Below are 18,325 nucleotides of genomic sequence, written 5' to 3'. Positions count from 1 at the left end.
AAAAAAAGCGCGGCCCGCAAAGGCCGCGCTTTTTGCTTGTTTCGATCTTTGGATCGCGTGCGGCTTAGCCGCGTGACAGCAGATCAATCAGGCTAGACGTGTCCCAGCGATTGCCGCCGCGTTCCTGCACCTGGGCATAGAACTGATCAACGAGGGCCGTGACCGGCAGGCGCGCGCCATTGCGTTTGGATTCTTCAAGACAGATGCCAAGATCCTTGCGCATCCAGTCAACCGCAAAGCCGAAGTCGAACTTGTTTTCGACCATGGTACTGCCACGGTTTTCCATCTGCCAGCTGCCAGCAGCCCCTTTGGAAATCACATCCAGAACCTTTTCCATATCAAGGCCGGCCTTCACGCCGAAATTAACCCCTTCGGAAAGGCCCTGAACCAGGCCGGCAATGCAGATCTGGTTGACCATTTTGGTCAGCTGGCCAGATCCACTGTCGCCCATCAGTTTGCAGGATTTGGCGAAGGCATCAATCACAGGGGCCGCGCGATCAAATGCATCCTGATCACCGCCGCACATGACGGTTAAAACACCGTTTTCTGCACCTGCCTGGCCACCGGAAACCGGGGCGTCGATGAATGAAATGCCCATATCCTTGGCCGCCGCGTAAAGTTCGCGCGCGACATCCGCCGATGCGGTGGTGTTGTCAATCAGGACAGCCCCCTTGTCCATGCCAGCAAACATGCCCGTATCGCCCAGCATCACGCTGCGCAAGTCGTCGTCATTGCCAACACAGGAAAAGACGAATTCCGCACCCTTTGCCGCCTCGGACGGGGTCGGGGCGGATGATCCGCCATATTCGGAAACCCACTTTTCCGCCTTTGCCGCAGTACGGTTATAGACGGTAACGTCGTGACCTGCTTTTTGCAGGTGACCGGCCATCGGATATCCCATGACACCCAGACCGATAAATGCACATTTTGCCATTGTTTGCCTCCCGAAGATTTATATGCATCCAGTAAAGGTTGCAGTGAGGGCAATGTCAATGAACGCAAATGTTACCGCGACAATGTTTTCACGATCTGGAAGACCAGAGGCCGAGCAAGTTGCTCAATCCTCATCAAGTTCCTCGGCAACGCTGTGAATGATCCGGCGGTCATAAACAAGGATCTCGGGGCGCTTGCCGGGATAATCAAACTGCGATAGATAGAAACGAATGGCGTTGATGCGCGCACGTTTCTTGTCATCGGACTTCACGATCACCCACGGGCTGTCGGTGGTGGAGGTATGGAAGAACATGTCGCGTTTGGCTTCTGTGTATGACTCCCAAAGGTTCTGGGACGCCAGATCAACCGGGCTCAGCTTCCATTGTTTCAGCGGATCGGTCTGACGCTGCTTGAAACGTCTGGCCTGTTCCTTCTTGCTGACCGAGAAATAGAACTTCGTCATGTGAATGCCCGACCGGATCAGCATGCGTTCAAGTTCTGGCACCGATTGCAGGAACTCGCTGACATCAAACATGCTGCAGAACCCCATAACGCGCTCGACCATCGCCCGGTTGTACCAGGACCGGTCAAAAAGGGTCATTTCACCCCCGCTTGGCAGGTGTTCGACATAGCGCTGGAAATACCATTGCGTCAGTTCTCGGTCGTTCGGCTTGCCAAGGGCGACAATGCGCGCACCACGTGGATTGAGGTGTTCGGTAAACCTTTTGATGGTGCCGCCTTTGCCCGCGGCGTCGCGCCCTTCGAAAATGATCAGGGATTTGAGGTTTTCCGCCTTGATCCAGTTTTGCAGTTTCAACAGTTCAATATGAAGCGGCGCAATCAGTTCGAGATACTGCTTGCCGCGCATCTTCTTCGCCCGGGCCTTGGGGTTAAGGTCAATGTCGGGCGGAAGCTGATCTTCGGGAATGTTGGCGAGGTTCTGGCTGGTGGCCTTGCTTGAACCGGACGGGAAATCGTCAAGCCGGTCCATGGTCATGTTCTCAGAATCCAGCAAGAACCGATCCTTTGCTTCGCTATCAAGGGTGGAAAGCGTTTCGGTCCGATTGGCTGCAGATCGGCTTTTGGCCGTGCGGCGTGTTGCATCGCCCACTGTATCGCGCATGACATCGCTTTTGTCATGCTTGGCTGGTTTGTCGGATTTTTTTGCCGCTTTCTTTTCTGCAGTCATACGCCGGGTCCCATCGGTTATGGCCAGATACAGCGATAACTTTGCGGGATTATTCAATTCGCCGCAATGCAATGGATCAAATTATCGCAGATAGGGCGGTCTGTGGTCTCGGGCACGAAAATGCCCGGCCAATGAGGGGGCATTGACCGAGCGATAGGCGGGGTGTGCGGTGGCACGAAGGGTGGATCTGCCGTGCGGGGCATTCCGTGGGGGCGGAGGCGACAGATCCCGTGCGGGGTTAACGCAGTTTGAAAGACTGCCGGTATTCTTCTTCGGCCTGGGCGCGGGTAATGCCGATGTCCGAAAGTTGCTGGTCTGACATTCTCAGCAACATTCGGCGTTCTTCTCGGACGGCAAGAAAGCGTGAAAACCGGTTGCTCAGATCACTCAGCCGACCAAAAAGGTTGAAAACAGACGTGCTGATTGATGCTCTGGGTTGGCGCTCCACGGCAGACGGAGCGGGGCTCAGGGAATAAGCCATCATTCTCTCCATAGGTTAATACTGCTAATGCAATGTTTGCTGTTGAAGTCATAGTGCGGCTATATTCGACGCAGAACAAACGAGTATTTCTGATCATATGGATTAGGAATGCTAATCCATATGATCGGAGCAATATTGATGCGGCTTCCGCCCTTGCAATCCGTGCGCGCCTTTGATGCTGCTGCCCGCCATCTGAGTTTTACCAAGGCGGCCGAAGAACTGTTTGTGACCCAGGGTGCGATCAGTCAGCAGGTTCGCCAGCTTGAAGAATATCTTGGCTTCAAGCTGTTCCATCGTTTGCCGCGTCAGATCCATCTGACCGAAGAAGGCGCACAGCTGGCCCAGGCAACCACAGCCGGGTTTTCACGCATCGCGGATGAGATCGAACGCCTGACCCGGGTTGAAGAAACCGGTGTGGTCACGGTCAGTGTCCTGCAAAGTTTTGCCGTGAAATGGCTGGTGCCGCGCCTAGGGCATTTTCGAGATGCCTATCCCGATATCGATGTGCGCATTCATGCCGATGACCGGATGGTTGATTTACGGACCGAAGGCATCGATCTGGCGGTGCGCTTTGGTAGCGGCCATTATCCCGGGCTTGTCTGCGAGAGGCTGATGCGTGACGAGTCCTTCCCGGTCTGCAGTCCGGCTTATCTTGCCGCCCATCCGGTATCCAAGGACCCGGCTGATGTTGCCGGGCATCAGCTGTTGCATGATGCGACGACCTTTATCGATCACCCGCACGCGGCAGATTGGGAATTCTGGCTTAAGGGTGTTGGTGCCGAAGGCGTCGATGTCAGTCGTGGTTTGCGGTTTAATTCCGGCGACATGGTCATTCAGGCCGCCCTGATGGGGCAGGGGATTGCCATGGCGCGCACCAGCTTGGCCGCGCTTGATCTTGCGGCGGGCAATCTGGTGCGTCCGTTCCCGCAAAGTGTGGCATCAAGCGGCGCCTATTATCTGGTGTATCCCGAAGAACACCTGCGGCGTCCACGCGTGAAGGCGTTTGTGGACTGGCTTAAAAACGAAGTCGCTGAAACGCTTCGTGAAATTGACCCGGATGAGGAAAACACACCGGCGTAAGGCGTGCCTCAGATCAGCCCAAGGTCACGCAGCTCATCGGCCATATCATCGGGTAGGGCATCCGTGCCGCCGCCCTGTTTTTCATCGGGTGGGCATTTATCATCGGTGAAGTAACGCCACCCCTGAAACGCGCGGTGCGGATAGGGACGGGTGGCAATCAGTTCATCATCGAGTACGATGCGGCAGTATTTCGTGCCTTCCTCATTGACGAACTCCTCGAGGTCAATGACCCGCTGGCGGCAGCGCACAGCCCCCTTGATCACCCAATAGATTGATCCGCCGTCAAGAATCTCTTTCTTGCGTTTGGGCGTCATGCGTGTGGTGTGGAAAATCCGCCCGTGCATGGCCTGAAAATAGGTCTGCCATTCCTTGAGGCTTTCGGGGCTGTCTGTGCCGACACTCAGTTTTATGATGTTCAAAGGCATATCAGGAAGGTTTCTTGTGCGGTGGGGATCAATGACTGATGAGGTAGAACCCGTACGCGGAACGGTCAATAGTGGATTATTAAAACACAATTTTAAGTGTAGTATATGTTATTTCACAAAAAAACTTGACCAATAAGGGGTAATCAGCCAAATTCTGGTGCAGAAAAGGTCCATGACAGGACCAAACCCGAGAGATTTACAGGCTGAGAGAACCGAATGTCCCTGCAAGTTGTCACGGCAAACCGTCTGGAAGACGGGTTGGTGGTGTTCCTGACCAGCGATGGTGGATGGAGCGAAAACATCAGCGATGCCCGCACTGCCGAAGGCAAGGAAGCTGCAAATGCGCTTCTGGCCGAGGCCAGTGCACCCGAGCTCGATACCATTATCGTCGGGCCGTATCTGATTGATGTCGAACAGCAGGGCGGTGACCTCGTCCCGACAAAATACCGCGAAGTTCTGCGCACCAAAGGCCCGAGTGTCCGCGAGGACCTTGGCTATCAGGCGGTATAAGGAGAAAGCCCATGTATCGTTATGACGATTTTGACCGCCAGCTTGTTCATGAACGCACCGAACAGTTCCGCGAACAGGTAAAGCGCCGCCTTGCCGGCGACATTACCGAGGAACAGTTCCGCCCCTTGCGTCTGATGAACGGTGTCTATCTGCAGCTTCATGCATATATGCTGCGCGTTGCCGTTCCATACGGCACGCTGCGCGCCGACCAGCTCCGTCAGCTTGGCATGATTGCGCGGGTTTATGACAAGGGCTATGGCCATTTCACGACGCGCCAGAACATCCAGTATAACTGGCCGAAGCTTGATGAAATCCCCGATGCGCTGCTTGACCTTGCCAAGGTTGAAATGCATGCCATCCAGACATCGGGCAACTGCATCCGCAACACCACGACCGACCAGTATGCCGGTGCCGCGGCCGATGAAATCGAAGATCCGCGTCCCTATTGCGAACTGATCCGTCAGTGGTCGACCTTCCACCCGGAATTCACTTACCTTCCGCGTAAGTTCAAGATCGCGGTCACCGGTTCGCCCAATGACCGTGCGGCCGTAAAGGTCCATGACATTGGCCTTCGCATGCATCAGAACGATGCGGGCGAGACCGGCTTTGAAGTGCTTGTTGGTGGTGGCCTTGGCCGGACACCATTCGTCGGCAAGACCATTCGTGACTTCATCGGCAAGAATGATCTGTTCTCGTATCTCGAGGCCATCCTGCGTGTGTATAACCGCTTCGGCCGTCGCGATAACAAGTACAAGGCGCGTATCAAGATCCTCGTTCACGAGGAAGGCATTGATAAAATCCGCGAGCTTGTTGAAGAGGAATGGTCCCAGATCAAGGACGGGTCGCTGCGCGTTGATGATGCGGAAATCGCCCATTACATCGAACAGTTCGCACCGCCTGCGTTTGAGGCGCTTTCGGATGACGATGCGGATTTCGAACGGCACAAGGCCGAAAACCGTCGCTTCGCCAACTGGGTGCGTTCGAACGTCATCGAACACAAACAGCCGGGCTATGCGATTGCCAATGTGTCGCTGAAGCCGATTGGCGGCATTCCGGGCGATGCGACCGATACCCAGATGGAACTGGTTGCCGATCTTTCGGAAAAATACAGCTTTGGCGATGTGCGCGTGACCCACGAACAAAACCTTGTTCTGCCGCATGTCAAAAAGGCCGATCTGTTCGCGCTCTGGACGGCCCTTGATGCCGATAACCTGGGCACGGCCAACCTTGGCTATGTCACCGACATCATTTCCTGCCCGGGCCTTGATTACTGCGCACTGGCAACGGCACGTTCGATCCCGCTGTCACAGCGTATTTCCGAACGGTTCAGTGACCTTGATCGCCAACATGATATTGGCGAGCTCAAGATCAAGATTTCCGGCTGCATCAATGCCTGCGGGCATCACCATGTTGGTCATATCGGTATTCTTGGCCTCGATAAACGGGGTAAGGAATTCTATCAGATCACCCTTGGTGGCGATGCCAGCCAGGATGCGTCGATCGGCAAGATCGCCGGTGCCGGTTTCTCCGAGGCCGAGGTGGTCGACGCCATCGAAAGCCTGGTGACCAAATATATTGATATCCGCGACGGCGGTGAACGCTTCATCGACACCTATCGTCGTGTCGGCATGGATCCGTTCAAGGAGGTTCTTTATGGCGATCGTTAAGAATGACAGCCTGATCGAACAGGAATGGATCACGGTTGACGCCGAAGAAGACCTTCCGGCCAGCGATGAAAACCTGATCGTGCCGCTTGCCCGTTTTAAGGAAGAACGTGACAGTCTACTGGGGCGAAATGGTGGGTTGGGAGTCCAATTGAATCCGGGTGATGCGCCCGAAGATCTGGCAGATGATCTTGATCGTTTGTCGATCATCACGGTCAATTTCCCGGCCTATACCGATGGGCGTGGTTATTCCTATGGGCGGGTGCTGCGTGAACGCATGGGTTTCACCGGTGAGCTTCGCGCGGTCGGTGACGTCCTGCGAGATCAGATTCTGTATATGCACCGTTGCGGATTTGACTCCTATGACCTCAAGGTTGAAGGCGAAGTCGCGCTGGACAAGGTCCGCGCCGCGCTCAAGGAAATGACGGTCTATTATCAGCCGACCGGCGATGGTCGCGTAACAGCGCAATCATTGCGCGAACGTCGACGCGATGCTTTGCAGTCATAGGCGATTTAGACCACGTCTAAGACCATTGCCTTAGAAGCAATTTAAAATCGATCAAGGGGCACCCGAACGGGTGCCCCTTTTTCTGTTCTACGTTCCGAGCCACTCTTCAAATAACGAAAAAGTATAATATAAAACAATAATATACGTGGTTTCCTGTTTTTTTAAGCACCTATATGCCACGGTATGCTTATGTAAATATCATATACCTCCCGCATCCCACAACCGACTGGGTGGATAGCATCCAAAGCATAGTGCCGTAATCACGCGTATATCATGCCATGATTGTAAAAGTATAATATGACTAACGAGGCTATAGTTTAATTTGGGAGTGCCTCATTCATGTCGGTGTTTAATCGTCTCAAGATTTCTACAAAAGTGTATGGCGGGTTTGGCGTTGTGCTGGTTTTGCTGGTCCTGGCGTCACTTTGGTCGGAATTCTCGGTCAGCAGTGTCGGGGATGATTTTGTCCGCTATCGCCACATCGCCTTGCAATCAAATCAGGCCGGGCGGGTACAGGCGAATTTGCTCGAAGCCCGCGTTTTGATGAAACACTACCTGCTGACCGGTGATGGAGCCGCGGCAGACAACGTCAATGAACGCCTGGCAACCGCGATCAAGCTTAATGCCGAACTCGCGCCATTGCTTGATACGCCTGAGATGATTGAAATTACCAAAGCAGCATCCGAAAGCCTCAATACCTATCGCGAGACCTTTGCCCGTGTCGTATCCCTTCCAGCAGGAGACGCTACACGTGATGAGCTGGTGACCAATACGCTCGATAAAATTGGTCCGATGGTGGCCGCCAACCTTGAAAACCTCAAACTGGCGGTCAAGGCCGAACAGGATGAAATTGGCCCGCGGGCCACCAAGGCCGCGTCCCAGGCCGTGATTGTCACAGCGATTGTTGGCGGTGTTGCCCTTATTCTTGGTGTTTTTGCCGCCTGGACCATCGGAACCGGCATCTCCCGTCCGATCCGCCAGATCACCGAGGTCATGAAGGAACTCGCCGGGGGCAACAAGCAGGTCGAGATTCCCGGTCAGGATCGCACGGACGAAATTGGCGACATGTCCAATGCCGTGTCGGTGTTCAAGGAAAACATGATCAAGGCGGAACAGCTTGCCGCCGAGGAAGCCGAGGCTGTCAAGCGTCGCGAAAAGCGGGCTGAAAAAGTCAACGAACTGACAGTCGGTTTTGATCAGGACATGGCAGTCGTCCTCAAAACCCTGGCATCTGCCGCAACCGAGATGCAGTCAACTGCAACCGGTATGAGCAGCACGGCCGAGGAAACCAGTCGGCAGTCCGGCATCGTCGCAGCCGCGGCCGAGCAGGCATCAACCAACGTGCAAACCGTCGCCAGCGCGACCGAAGAACTCAGTGCCTCGATCTCTGAAATCACCCAACAAGTCAGTCAGTCGTCAACGGTTGCCAATCGCGCGGTTGAGGATGCGCAAAAAACCAATACCCAGATCCGGGGCCTTGCCGAAGCCGCCCAGAAAATCGACGATGTGGTCGGCCTGATCAGCGAAATCGCAGAACAGACCAACCTTCTCGCACTCAATGCCACCATCGAAGCTGCACGTGCTGGCGATGCGGGCAAGGGCTTTGCCGTGGTCGCAGCCGAGGTCAAAAACCTTGCAACCGCAACCTCGCGCGCGACCGAGGACATCACCAGTCAGATCACCAGCATTCAGCACGAAACCGATGGCGCTGTCACCGCGATCGGTACCATTTCAGCGACCATCACCGAAATCAGCGAGATTTCAGCTACCATTGCTAGCGCGGTCGAGGAACAGGGGGCGGCCACTCTTGAAATCACCCGTAACGTGCAGGAAGCCTCGGTCGGCACGACAGAGGTAACTTCAAACATTGTCAGCGTGAATGAGGCGGCCGGGTCCACCGGGGCTGCAGCCGAACAAGTGCTCAGCGCGGCATCCGAACTGTCACGCGAATCAGAAGGGCTGCGTCATAAGGTGCAGGCATTCCTTGATGCCGTAAGGGCCGTCTGATTGCGCTTAAATCTGGTCGGGCGGGGAAAGTGTCATCAAAAGGCACGGGCCCTTGGCGGTGTCATATTCCCGCCCGGCGACAAAGCCGATGGCTTCATAGCAGCGAATGGCACGTTCGTTCTCGGGATCGGGATCAATGCCGATCATGGGCGCGCCGCGCTCAAACAGTTGGGCGGTCAGCATTTTCAAAAACATCTGACCATGTCCGCAGCCCATCATGTCGGGCACACCGATAAAGGCATCCAGACAACGGGTGTTTGCCGGCAACGGATCAAAATGCGCCTGGGGCCATTGATGTGCATCGTAATGCTGGGCAAAGGCAAAGGGTCGATTGCGATAGGACACAATCAGTGTCGCCATTTCGGCCAGTTCGACATCTTCGGAAATCAGTTCAATCTGTTCAGCCGGATCGCCCCACCAGCGGATCACATCAGGCACATGCAGCCAGCGACCAATCATCGGCAGATCATTTGGGGTGGCCCGTCTGAAGCTGTACATTTGTCCGTAATCAGTAAACAATATAATATTAGTTGCGTTTTGGAAAAGTATATTTGGCGAGTTTGAATGAAGAAAAAACAAGAGATTTGGCAAGAGCATCCCTTAGTTTGTCACTACACTAATCAGGCCGGACTAGAAGGTATACTAGACACAAATCAACTGTGGGCTACAAGTTATAAGTGTTTAAATGATACTTCAGAGATCGGTTTTTTTCGCAGTCTGGCTGAAAGGGCACTTTTGCCAAAATTTCAGACGCTTAGTAATCGGCTAACTAACGAGAACGCCACAGCGCGGGAAGTTTTCGAACTGATAGGCGGTCCTGAAGTCGTTGCAAAACGTGATTTCGACGCACTTTTGGATGCTTTGTACGAGGTGACATTCTCTCCGCAGAGTGGTTGTTCTGAGCTGTTGCACCCCTTCGTTACTTCCTTTTGCACTCACAAAGAAGACTATGAATCTCGGAATGGATTGCTGAGTCAATGGCGTGGTTACGGAGCAGGTGGAGGGGTCTGTTTGGAGATCAATACCAAAGAGCTCTCAGACATGATTCAAGCTGAATACGATAGTTACAGCTATACTATTTCGAGCATGTCGGATGTGTCATATGGTATCGGGGATGACGTCATGGAGGACTATTCGGAAGAATTATCAATAATTACTGAGCAAATTGAAAAGTACTTTGAAGGTCTAAAAGACGAATTTTATCGGCTATTTGATCCTTTCTCGAGACTTACAACGTGTTTGAAGCATCAGGGCTTTAAAGAAGAAAGAGAGGTACGGATTATTAAGTCACCGGTTCTGAAAAATGCACCGGATGCGTACTTCAAAGATCAAAAGCTAAACTCAAAGGAAATCTATACGCGTTCGAATGGTAGGCATATGGTTTCGTTTATCAAGCTTTTTGAAAAGCAAGAAGTACAGTTGCCGATCAAAAGGATTATCGTGGGGCCGTCCATGAGACAGGAGCGCAACTTTGATGCAGTCAGATTTGCGGTTGCGGATCGTGATATCGAAGTGGTGAAGTCTGAGACACCATTTGTTGGTTAGAGCTTTGCAGCCAAGGCCAGATTAACCTTCGATGCGCTTGATTTTCCGATCTGATCACAAATCCACCTGCCTGTCTCGGCAAGTTTTGCAAGGTCGATACCGGTTTCGATGCCAAGACCGTTCAGCATATAGACAACATCTTCGGTCGCGACATTGCCGCTGGCCCCATTGGCATAGGGGCAGCCGCCAAGTCCGGCCACCGAACTGTCAATGGTGGTAACTCCCATCTGCAGAACCGCCAGCAAGTTTGCCAGTGCCTGACCATAGGTGTCATGGAAATGCGCGGCGAGTTTTTCGGTCGGCACATGTTTGGCCACAGCAGAAATCATGTCCTGCGCCTTGATCGGGGTGCCGGTGCCAATCGTGTCGCCCAGACTGATTTCATAACAGCCCATGTCATAAAGGGCGCGGGCGACCTCGGCGACCTTTTGCGGTGCGATATCCCCTTCATAGGGGCAGCCCAACACGCATGATACATAACCCCGCACGGCAAGGCCTGCTTTTAGGGCGGCATCTGCCACCGGGCGGAAACGACCAAGACTTTCGGCAATCGAACAATTGATGTTCTTTTGCGAGAAACTTTCGGACGCGGCGCCAAAAACGGCGACTTCGGTTGCACCGGCGGCAATTGCGGCCTCAAGCCCCTTGATATTCGGGGCCAGCACCGGATAGGTCACACCGGGCTTGCGGGTGATCTGGGCCATGACATCGGGCGCATCGGCCATTTGTGGGACCCATTTCGGGCTGACAAAGGCGGTGGCTTCGATCGCCGATAATCCGGCATCATTCAAACGATGGATCAGCTCGACCTTGGTGTCGGTTGGCACCATCGCCTTTTCGTTCTGAAGCCCATCGCGCGGGCCGACTTCGACGATTTTGACGCGGCTTGGCAGATCGGAAATCAGGGCCATTATTCGGCCTCCTCGATCGCGATCAGTTCAGCGCCGTCATCAACCTGATCCCCCACGCCAAAGAACACCTCCTTGACCGTGCCCGATACAGGGGCGGAAATGGTGTGTTCCATTTTCATCGCTTCCATGACGACCAGCTTGTCACCGGCGGTGACCGACTGGCCGGTCTCGGCCATCACGGCAATGATCTTGCCCGGCATCGGTGCGGTCAGGCCGCCGCCTGTGCCCTCGGACCCACCGGCAGCTGCCAGCGGATCAAAGATATCAAGACGATCCGAACGCCCATCGCGGAAAATCATCAGACGATTACCATCACGCAGGACGGTTGCGCGTTTGCGGACGTTATCAAGGCTTGCAACGATGGCGCCGTTTTCATCGCGTTCGGCACTGGCGATGATAGCGCTACCATCGGGCATATCGATGACATAGCCCTGATCACGGTAATGCACCTTCACCAGCATGTCCGACCCGTCATGACGCAGGATCAGGTCATGGTGGTTATCGTCATTCAGCCTGAAGCCCGCCGTGCTGTGCCAAGGCGAGTAGGGGTCGTTGCTTTGGGCCGCATAGCGGGCGGCCTCGGTATCGCGGGTCAGAAGGATATCAAGGGCGGCGAATGCCAACGCCTCGTTATCGGGTGTGACAGGGGCCGGGATCAGGTCATCCTGATAGTTCGGGATAAAGCCGGTTTCGACGTCACCCCGCTCAAATGCCGGGTGCCGGGCAATATTGCCAAGGAAGCCGGTATTGGTCGTCACACCAACGATCTGAACATCATTGAGTGCCGTCGCCATACGACGCAGGGCGGCCTTGCGGTCCACATCCCACGTGATCAGCTTGGCGATCATCGGGTCGTAATGGATCGATACTTCGCCGCCTTCATAAACGCCGGTATCGACCCGCACATGATCGGTTTCACGCGGCATGCGCATATGGACAAGCTTACCGGTGGCCGGCAAGAAGTCATTCTGCGGATCCTCGGCATAGATGCGTACTTCAAAAGCATGCCCCTTGATCGAAAGCTCCTCCTGCACCTTTGGCAGGGGCTCACCATCGGCGACACGCAACTGCCATTCCACCAGATCTTCGCCGGTGATTTTCTCGGTCACCGGGTGTTCGACCTGAAGACGGGTGTTCATTTCCATGAAATAGAACGCACCTGACGCATCAAGCAGGAATTCAACCGTACCCGCGCCCTGATAGCCGATCGCCTTGGCGGCATCGACGGCAGCCTTGCCCATCTGGGCACGCAGTTCGTCACTCATGCCCGGGGCCGGGGCCTCTTCGATCACCTTTTGATGGCGGCGCTGCAAGGAGCAATCGCGTTCGAACAGGTAAACCGCGTTGCCATGGCTGTCGGCAAAGACTTGAATTTCGACATGGCGGGGTTTGACGATCAGCTTCTCAATCAGGCAATGGTCATCGCCAAAGCTGCTCGCGGCTTCGCGTTTGCAGCTGATCAGCGCATCCTTGAAATCAGACGGGGTTTCAACCGCGCGCATGCCTTTGCCGCCGCCACCAGCCGATGCCTTGATCAGCACCGGATAGCCGATCTTGTCGGCCTCGGCCGCCAGAAGGTCGGGGTCCTGATCCTCCCCATGATAGCCTGGCACCAGCGGCACACCGGCCTTGCCCATGATTTTCTTGGCTTCGGATTTTGAGCCCATCGCACTGATGGCACTGGCCGGCGGGCCGACAAAAACGCAGCCGGCCTTTTCCAGCGCATCGGCAAAGCCGGCATTTTCCGACAGGAAGCCATAACCCGGATGAACGGCATCCGCACCCGATTGCGCAATGACTTCAAGCAGACGGTCGGTGCGCAGATAGCTGTCTTTGGGTGCTGGCGCGCCAATATGGTAGGCCTCGTCCGCATGTTTGGCATGCAGGGCCTTGGCGTCGGCATCGGAATAAACGGCAACCGTGGCAATTCCCATGCGGCGGGCGGTCTTGATCACACGGCAGGCGATCTCACCGCGGTTGGCGATCAGAAGTTTGCGCGGCATGTTATTTCTTGCTCCAGTTCGCGGGACGTTTTTCCAGAAAGGCACCGACACCTTCGCGGCCCTCGTCGCTTGCCCGTTGATCAGCAATACGGTGTGCTGTGTCGTCAATTACGGCATCTGAAATCGGCTTGTTTGCAACCGCGTAAATCAGGTTCTTGGCGGCATGCATCGCATCCGGCCCATTGGCCAGCAGAAGCGTCGCCATTTCCTGCCCACGGGCAGTCAATTCATCGGGGGAGGTGATTTCATGCACCAGACCTATCTGCTGGGCTGTCTTTGCATCAAAACGCTCAGCGGTCAGGAAATAACGCCGTGCCTGATTAACCCCGATGGCCTCAACCACATAGGGCGAAATCACCGCCGGGATCAGACCCAGTTTGACTTCAGACAAGCAGAAGCTCGCACGTTCTGACGCAATGACGATGTCACAACAGGCCGCAAGCCCAACCCCGCCGCCAAAGGCCGCGCCATTGACCAGGGCGATGGTCGGCTTTGATGCGAAGTTCAAAACCTTCATCAGTTTGGCAAGCGCACGGGAGTCAGCCAGGTTTTCAGCATGGCTATAGCCCGCCATGCGCTTCATCCAATTCAGGTCGGCACCAGCCGAAAAGCTTTTGCCCGCCCCGGTCAGAATGATCACGCGCACAGCCGGGTCCGCATCAAGCGCCTCGATCTTCGCTGTCAGGTCAGTGATCAGGACGTCGTCAAACGCATTGTGGATTTTCGGGCGGTTCAGCGTAATGGTCGCAATTCCGAAATCGCTGATTTCACAGATGGCAGCGTTGGTCATGTTATCGGTGTTTATATTGCTCATGATCACCTCACATTCTGAACACGCCAAACCGGGTTTCTTCGACCGGTTTGTTGAGTGCCGCCGACAGGCCAAGACCCAGAACCATACGGGTATCGGCGGGATCAATCACACCGTCATCCCAAAGGCGGGCTGACGCGTAATAGGGGTGACCCTGTTCTTCATACTGATCGCGGATCGGGCCCTTGAATTCTTCCTGCTCGGCTTCGGGCCAGCTTTCACCGCGTTTTTCCATGGCATCGGCACGAATTTGCGTCAGCACGTTGGCCGCCTGTTCGCCGCCCATGACCGAAATGCGGGCATTTGGCCACATCCACAGGAAGCGCGGGCTATAGGCGCGGCCACACATGCCATAGTTCCCCGCCCCGAATGATCCACCGATCAGGATGGTGAATTTCGGGACATTGGCGGTGGCAACAGCGGTGACCAGTTTCGCACCATCCTTGGCGATGCCACCACTTTCATATTTGCGGCCAATCATGAAGCCGGTGATGTTTTGCAGGAAGACCAGAGGAATGCCACGCTGGGCACAAAGTTCGATGAAATGCGCGCCCTTAAGCGCGCTCTCAGAAAACAGGATGCCGTTATTGGCAACGATGCCGACCGGATAACCAAAGATACGGGCAAAGCCGGTGACAAGGGTCGTGCCATACTGTGCCTTGAACTCATCGAACTCGGAGCCATCAACGATACGGGCAATGATTTCGCGCACGTCATAGGGCTTCTTGGTGTCAGAGGGGACCACGCCATAAATCTCGTGCGGGTCATAGGCCGGGGCGCGCGGCTCGCTCAGCGTCAGGCCGGGGTTCTTGGTCCAGTTCAGGTTCTTGACCACATCACGCGCGATTGACAGCGCGTGGCTGTCATCCTGGGCATAATGGTCGGTGACACCGGATGTTTTGCAATGAACATCCGCCCCGCCAAGGTCCTCGGCCGAGACGACTTCGCCGGTTGCGGCTTTTACCAGCGGTGGACCACCGAGGAAGATCGTGCCCTGTTTGCGAACAATGATGCTTTCATCCGACATTGCCGGGACATAAGCACCACCCGCCGTGCAGGACCCCATGACAACCGCGATCTGCGGGATGCCCTTTGAAGACATGGTTGCCTGGTTAAAGAAGATGCGCCCGAAATGGTCGCGATCCGGGAAAACGTCATCCTGACGCGGCAGGTTGGCGCCACCACTGTCCACCAGATAGATGCAGGGCAGATTGTTTTCCAGCGCGATTTCCTGTGCGCGAAGATGCTTCTTTACGGTCATCGGATAGTAGGATCCACCCTTGACCGTCGCATCATTGGCGACAATCACGCATTCAACGCCCGATACCCGGCCAATGCCGGTAATGATGCCTGCGGCCGGGACGTCTTCATCACCATACATGCCATGCGCGGCAAGCTGGGAAAGTTCAAGAAACGGCGAGCCAATATCAAGAAGCTGTCGAATGCGTTCCCGTGGTAGGAGCTTTCCGCGCCCTGTGTGGCGATCGCGTGCGCGTTCACCGCCGCCAAGCTTGACCGTCGCGATCTGGGCGCGCAGATCGGAAACCAGCTTTTCCATATGCTCGGCATTGTTGCGGAAGTCTTCTGAACGGGCGTTTACCGCAGATTTCAGTACCGTCATCGTCCGTTTTCACCGTTCTTTTGTTGTGGGCAAATCGGCCCGCGTGCAGGGTGTTTATGGCTGTTGTTATGGGTGAAGTTTACGTAAACGTCAATATTAAATCGGTATTTTAGTACCGAAATTATCTATATGCTGCAAATGCGCAGAATATGAAGCGTTTGATAGGCCTTTCATTGGCTCAGGTAATCCAGATTTTTCGGCTGGCGGATGGCGGCTCATTGCTGCGCCGCACCAAGCCGGTTCGGTTTACAAATCACGTGTTCGCGGAATACACTTGTGTGCAGAGACACATGGAGACGGTTGGTGTTCGGGTTTGGTTGGCGTAAAAAAGAAAAATCTTATACGGCTTTGATCTGGCTTATGTTTTTGTCGGTGGTTGATGGCCCGTATGCCGCAACGCCGGTGCATGCGCAGGCATCCGTAAACGACATTCATTGGCTTAAGGCCGATGTCCCACCCATCGGTATTTCAAGCGGTCCACTGGCCGGCAAAGGACTGCATGGCGGTATCTTGAAAGCTCTTTTGGGCCATGAAGCCGGTCCGGGGATGGTCGAGGGGCATGCAAACATGGCGCGCCTGTTTAGCCTGATAAAATCGGGCAATTATTGCGTGCCCGGACTGCTCAAAACATCCGAACGGGAAGAGTTCGTCTATTTTACGGATCATCCGAGCGCTGTGCTTGATTCAAGTCATCTGGTTTACGCGGCCAGCAACAAGAAGCTGCGCGACAAGATTGATGAAAATGTCTCGCTCAAGCAGTTGCTTAAGGATGGTTTTGTCGTCGGGGTCGGGGCGGGCATATCTTATGGCGACGGGATCGATGAAATTATCCAGAGCTATGAGGATGAACCGGTCGTGATCCGCCATCCAACACCCAATTTCATCGAGCCGATCCTGTCGATGATTGAAATGCAGCGGGTGGATTTTTCACTGGCGCCGCCTTGGGTGATTACCTGGTTGCTGGTGAACGAAAAGCTGAAGCTGCGCGATGATCGAACCCCCAAGATCATCACGCATCCATTTCGCGAGGCATCGACAAAAATCAATTATCACGTGGCCTGCACCAAGAATGACTGGGGCAGGCAGGCGGTTGCGTTGTTGGATGACTTGCTGACCCGCGCCGATGTTCAGAATGCCCTTGATCGCAATGCCGACGTGTGGATGTCGGTCAAAAAGGCGCAGGAACATTTGCTTGAATAGAGCTTGGTGGGTTAGTCAGCAGGATCGTCGATCAAGCTGCCCGAGGCGCCCTTGCGCAGTGAAATCCACTGGCCAAGCTGATCGATGCGATCATTTCCGAAAAACGGTTCGTCCTCATAAAAGAAGAAGGGCGAACCAAATGCCCCCATGGCAATGGCGTCTTCAGTGACGCTGCGCACATGGTCTTTCCATTTCTGGGATTCGACGGCCGTGCGCATTTCGGTGGCATTGATGGAATGGCGGGTTGCCGCAGCAAAGACGTTTTCCGGGTTGGCCATATCAAGACCATCGGCGAAATAGCCGCGATAGATATCCATGGCGAACTTGCGGGCCAGCATCGGAGATCGCGATTCAAGCCAGTAATAGGCACGCGTCGGTACCAGGGCTGCGTAGGGGAAGTTTTTCGGGATCTGGAATGGCACGTTCTGCAGACGTGCACAGCGTTCCATGTCATGGCGGAAATAGGGACCGCGGATCGGTTGATCCAGAAGCGGGCTTTGTCCGGTCTGTTTGAAGGCCGCGCCAATCATGAAGGGGCGCCAGACGACGGTGACCCCAAGGCGTTGTTCAAATTCTTCCATCCGCTCGGCGGCGAGATACCCGTAAGGTGACGAAAAATCGAAATAGAAGGTGACCTCAGACATTTCCCAAACCCCGTTTTACGTAACCAGTTCATCACAACAATTTTTACGTGCAGATCTTTTGCCTGCTTTACTATACGTAATAGTGATCTATTAAGTTGTTGTGAATCAACAAAATAATAAAATCAGGGAACCACAATTCCGGGGCGGACTTTCACTTCTTCCATGACGACATATGTATGAGTCTGACCGACACCCTGAACAGAAGACAGCCGTTCGAGGAACTCGCGATAGGCATACATGTCCTCGACACGCAGTTTGGCAAGATAGTCAAAACCACCCGCAACCATGTGGCATTCTTCGATTTCAGGGAGCTTTTTGATCGCCGCGGCAAAAACGTCAAAGACGTCTGGTGTGGTACGATCAAGAATGATTTCAACGAAGACGACCAGTGACTGGTTAAGCTTGCGCGGGTCGAGTGTTGCCATATAGCCGGTAATAAAGCCGTGCTGCTCAAGCCGGCGGACACGTTCCAGGCAGGGGGTCGGGCTTAGATTGACCCGGCGTGACAGCTCGACATTGGACATGCGACCATCATTTTGCAGCTCGCGGAGGATCTGTTTGTCGATCTTGTCCAGGCTCTTGTGGTTCTTCTGCATTATGGATATCCAGCCAGTGTTTATGACTACAAGAATGTGAAAACTGTGGATGATATATCGTATTTTATCGAAAATTGGCAGCACATTTTTCGGGTGAAATAATATTGTCGGTCACCATAGAGGTGCAACAGGCCCCGAAGCGCTTGGAAAAGCATGCGTTCTTCGGCGTTGGCAAAAGTCAATCATCAGGGAGAGGC

The 18,325-nt window shown here is 54.5% G+C and carries 18 protein-coding genes; 7 read left to right on the top strand and 11 right to left on the bottom strand.

Annotated features, from left to right (window positions below; translation table 11 throughout):
- Positions 1 to 64: 64 nt before the first annotated feature.
- The 3 genes from ACXAIA_RS15525 to ACXAIA_RS15515 all read right to left on the bottom strand — a co-directional run bounded on the left by ACXAIA_RS15525 (position 65) and on the right by ACXAIA_RS15515 (position 2,606).
- Positions 65 to 952, bottom strand: a complete 888-nt coding sequence (locus ACXAIA_RS15525) for an NAD(P)-dependent oxidoreductase (protein ID WP_475350191.1) — start codon at positions 950 to 952, stop codon at positions 65 to 67.
- 105 nt (positions 953 to 1,057) lie between these two features.
- Positions 1,058 to 2,122: a polyphosphate kinase 2 gene (ppk2, locus tag ACXAIA_RS15520; RefSeq protein ID WP_475350124.1), complete on the bottom strand. Its 1,065-nt coding sequence runs from the start codon at positions 2,120 to 2,122 to the stop codon at positions 1,058 to 1,060.
- Positions 2,123 to 2,360: 238 nt separating this feature from the next.
- Positions 2,361 to 2,606, bottom strand: a complete 246-nt coding sequence (locus ACXAIA_RS15515; protein ID WP_475350123.1) for a DUF1127 domain-containing protein — start codon at positions 2,604 to 2,606, stop codon at positions 2,361 to 2,363.
- 135 nt (positions 2,607 to 2,741) lie between these two features.
- Between ACXAIA_RS15515 and ACXAIA_RS15510 the strand changes: the two genes are divergently transcribed.
- Entirely contained in the window at positions 2,742 to 3,683 is a 942-nt protein-coding gene (locus tag ACXAIA_RS15510; protein ID WP_475350122.1) for a transcriptional regulator GcvA, read from the top strand.
- Between the two features lie 8 nt (positions 3,684 to 3,691).
- On the opposite strand, the gene ACXAIA_RS15505 is transcribed toward ACXAIA_RS15510, so the two are convergent.
- Positions 3,692 to 4,108, bottom strand: coding sequence for a DUF1489 family protein (locus ACXAIA_RS15505; protein WP_475345546.1), 417 nt, complete (start codon positions 4,106 to 4,108; stop codon positions 3,692 to 3,694).
- Positions 4,109 to 4,324: 216 nt separating this feature from the next.
- Between ACXAIA_RS15505 and ACXAIA_RS15500 the strand changes: the two genes are divergently transcribed.
- The 4 genes from ACXAIA_RS15500 (at position 4,325) to ACXAIA_RS15485 (ending at position 8,797) form a co-directional block, all read left to right on the top strand.
- The gene (locus ACXAIA_RS15500; protein WP_475345547.1) at positions 4,325 to 4,618 is read left to right on the top strand and encodes a DUF2849 domain-containing protein; all 294 of its coding nucleotides are present in this window, start codon (positions 4,325 to 4,327) and stop codon (positions 4,616 to 4,618) included.
- A gap of 11 nt (positions 4,619 to 4,629) precedes the next feature.
- Complete coding sequence (locus tag ACXAIA_RS15495) at positions 4,630 to 6,285, top strand: nitrite/sulfite reductase (protein WP_475350121.1); 1,656 nt, start codon at positions 4,630 to 4,632, stop codon at positions 6,283 to 6,285.
- Positions 6,272 to 6,790 carry a DUF934 domain-containing protein gene (locus tag ACXAIA_RS15490; protein ID WP_475350120.1) on the top strand — a complete coding sequence of 173 codons (519 nt, stop codon included), beginning with the start codon at positions 6,272 to 6,274 and terminating at the stop codon, positions 6,788 to 6,790. The genes ACXAIA_RS15495 and ACXAIA_RS15490 overlap by 14 nt, the downstream gene beginning before the upstream one ends.
- Positions 6,791 to 7,129: 339 nt before the next feature.
- Positions 7,130 to 8,797 carry a methyl-accepting chemotaxis protein gene (locus tag ACXAIA_RS15485; protein WP_475350119.1) on the top strand — a complete coding sequence of 556 codons (1,668 nt, stop codon included), beginning with the start codon at positions 7,130 to 7,132 and terminating at the stop codon, positions 8,795 to 8,797.
- A 6-nt stretch (positions 8,798 to 8,803) separates the two neighbouring features.
- Here the strand turns inward: ACXAIA_RS15485 and ACXAIA_RS15480 are convergent, their stop codons facing one another.
- Complete coding sequence (locus ACXAIA_RS15480; RefSeq protein WP_475350118.1) at positions 8,804 to 9,256, bottom strand: GNAT family N-acetyltransferase; 453 nt, start codon at positions 9,254 to 9,256, stop codon at positions 8,804 to 8,806.
- A gap of 105 nt (positions 9,257 to 9,361) precedes the next feature.
- Between ACXAIA_RS15480 and ACXAIA_RS15475 the strand changes: the two genes are divergently transcribed.
- Positions 9,362 to 10,342, top strand: a complete 981-nt coding sequence (locus ACXAIA_RS15475; RefSeq protein ID WP_475350117.1) for a DUF2971 domain-containing protein — start codon at positions 9,362 to 9,364, stop codon at positions 10,340 to 10,342.
- Here the strand turns inward: ACXAIA_RS15475 and ACXAIA_RS15470 are convergent.
- From ACXAIA_RS15470 to ACXAIA_RS15455, 4 genes are read right to left on the bottom strand one after another with little or no spacing between them, the layout of a single operon-like run.
- On the bottom strand, positions 10,339 to 11,253 hold the full coding sequence (locus ACXAIA_RS15470) for a hydroxymethylglutaryl-CoA lyase (protein ID WP_475350116.1): 915 nt from the start codon (positions 11,251 to 11,253) through the stop codon (positions 10,339 to 10,341). The two genes, ACXAIA_RS15475 and ACXAIA_RS15470, sit on opposite strands and share 4 nt — an antisense overlap.
- A complete protein-coding gene (locus ACXAIA_RS15465) occupies positions 11,253 to 13,256 on the bottom strand; it encodes an acetyl/propionyl/methylcrotonyl-CoA carboxylase subunit alpha (protein ID WP_475350115.1) in 2,004 nt (667 codons plus the stop codon). Before ACXAIA_RS15465 ends, ACXAIA_RS15470 begins: the two co-directional genes overlap by 1 nt.
- Position 13,257: 1 nt before the next feature.
- The gene (locus tag ACXAIA_RS15460) at positions 13,258 to 14,070 is read right to left on the bottom strand and encodes an enoyl-CoA hydratase/isomerase family protein (protein ID WP_475345555.1); all 813 of its coding nucleotides are present in this window, start codon (positions 14,068 to 14,070) and stop codon (positions 13,258 to 13,260) included.
- A 7-nt stretch (positions 14,071 to 14,077) separates the two neighbouring features.
- Positions 14,078 to 15,688 carry a carboxyl transferase domain-containing protein gene (locus ACXAIA_RS15455; protein ID WP_475350114.1) on the bottom strand — a complete coding sequence of 537 codons (1,611 nt, stop codon included), beginning with the start codon at positions 15,686 to 15,688 and terminating at the stop codon, positions 14,078 to 14,080.
- A 360-nt stretch (positions 15,689 to 16,048) separates the two neighbouring features.
- On the opposite strand from ACXAIA_RS15455, the gene ACXAIA_RS15450 reads away from it, so the two are divergent.
- A complete protein-coding gene (locus ACXAIA_RS15450; protein ID WP_475350113.1) occupies positions 16,049 to 16,888 on the top strand; it encodes a hypothetical protein in 840 nt (279 codons plus the stop codon).
- An 11-nt stretch (positions 16,889 to 16,899) separates the two neighbouring features.
- On the opposite strand, the gene ACXAIA_RS15445 is transcribed toward ACXAIA_RS15450, so the two are convergent.
- Both ACXAIA_RS15445 and ACXAIA_RS15440 read right to left on the bottom strand, forming a co-directional pair.
- On the bottom strand, positions 16,900 to 17,532 hold the full coding sequence (locus ACXAIA_RS15445; RefSeq protein ID WP_475350112.1) for a DsbA family protein: 633 nt from the start codon (positions 17,530 to 17,532) through the stop codon (positions 16,900 to 16,902).
- Positions 17,533 to 17,654: 122 nt separating this feature from the next.
- A complete protein-coding gene (locus ACXAIA_RS15440; RefSeq protein WP_475345559.1) occupies positions 17,655 to 18,128 on the bottom strand; it encodes an Lrp/AsnC ligand binding domain-containing protein in 474 nt (157 codons plus the stop codon).
- Positions 18,129 to 18,325 lie beyond the last annotated feature (197 nt).

The organism is Thalassospira sp. ABL2_045 (assembly GCF_056161285.1).
This window is presented reverse-complemented; position numbering and strand designations above follow the sequence as displayed.

Coding starts and splice junctions, on each gene's coding strand:
- ACXAIA_RS15515 (WP_475350123.1), bottom strand. CDS start 2,606: ATGATGGCTTATTCCCTGAGCCCCGCTCCGTCTGCCGTGGAGCGCCAA.
- ACXAIA_RS15505 (WP_475345546.1), bottom strand. CDS start 4,108: ATGCCTTTGAACATCATAAAACTGAGTGTCGGCACAGACAGCCCCGAA.
- ACXAIA_RS15455 (WP_475350114.1), bottom strand. CDS start 15,688: ATGACGGTACTGAAATCTGCGGTAAACGCCCGTTCAGAAGACTTCCGC.
- ACXAIA_RS15465 (WP_475350115.1), bottom strand. CDS start 13,256: ATGCCGCGCAAACTTCTGATCGCCAACCGCGGTGAGATCGCCTGCCGT.
- ACXAIA_RS15450 (WP_475350113.1), top strand. CDS start 16,049: ATGTTTTTGTCGGTGGTTGATGGCCCGTATGCCGCAACGCCGGTGCAT.
- ACXAIA_RS15480 (WP_475350118.1), bottom strand. CDS start 9,256: ATGATTGGTCGCTGGCTGCATGTGCCTGATGTGATCCGCTGGTGGGGC.
- ACXAIA_RS15495 (WP_475350121.1), top strand. CDS start 4,630: ATGTATCGTTATGACGATTTTGACCGCCAGCTTGTTCATGAACGCACC.
- ACXAIA_RS15445 (WP_475350112.1), bottom strand. CDS start 17,532: ATGTCTGAGGTCACCTTCTATTTCGATTTTTCGTCACCTTACGGGTAT.
- ACXAIA_RS15510 (WP_475350122.1), top strand. CDS start 2,742: ATGCGGCTTCCGCCCTTGCAATCCGTGCGCGCCTTTGATGCTGCTGCC.
- ACXAIA_RS15475 (WP_475350117.1), top strand. CDS start 9,362: ATGAAGAAAAAACAAGAGATTTGGCAAGAGCATCCCTTAGTTTGTCAC.
- ACXAIA_RS15485 (WP_475350119.1), top strand. CDS start 7,130: ATGTCGGTGTTTAATCGTCTCAAGATTTCTACAAAAGTGTATGGCGGG.
- ACXAIA_RS15470 (WP_475350116.1), bottom strand. CDS start 11,253: ATGGCCCTGATTTCCGATCTGCCAAGCCGCGTCAAAATCGTCGAAGTC.
- ACXAIA_RS15460 (WP_475345555.1), bottom strand. CDS start 14,070: ATGAGCAATATAAACACCGATAACATGACCAACGCTGCCATCTGTGAA.
- ACXAIA_RS15500 (WP_475345547.1), top strand. CDS start 4,325: ATGTCCCTGCAAGTTGTCACGGCAAACCGTCTGGAAGACGGGTTGGTG.
- ppk2 (WP_475350124.1), bottom strand. CDS start 2,122: ATGACTGCAGAAAAGAAAGCGGCAAAAAAATCCGACAAACCAGCCAAG.
- ACXAIA_RS15490 (WP_475350120.1), top strand. CDS start 6,272: ATGGCGATCGTTAAGAATGACAGCCTGATCGAACAGGAATGGATCACG.
- ACXAIA_RS15440 (WP_475345559.1), bottom strand. CDS start 18,128: ATGCAGAAGAACCACAAGAGCCTGGACAAGATCGACAAACAGATCCTC.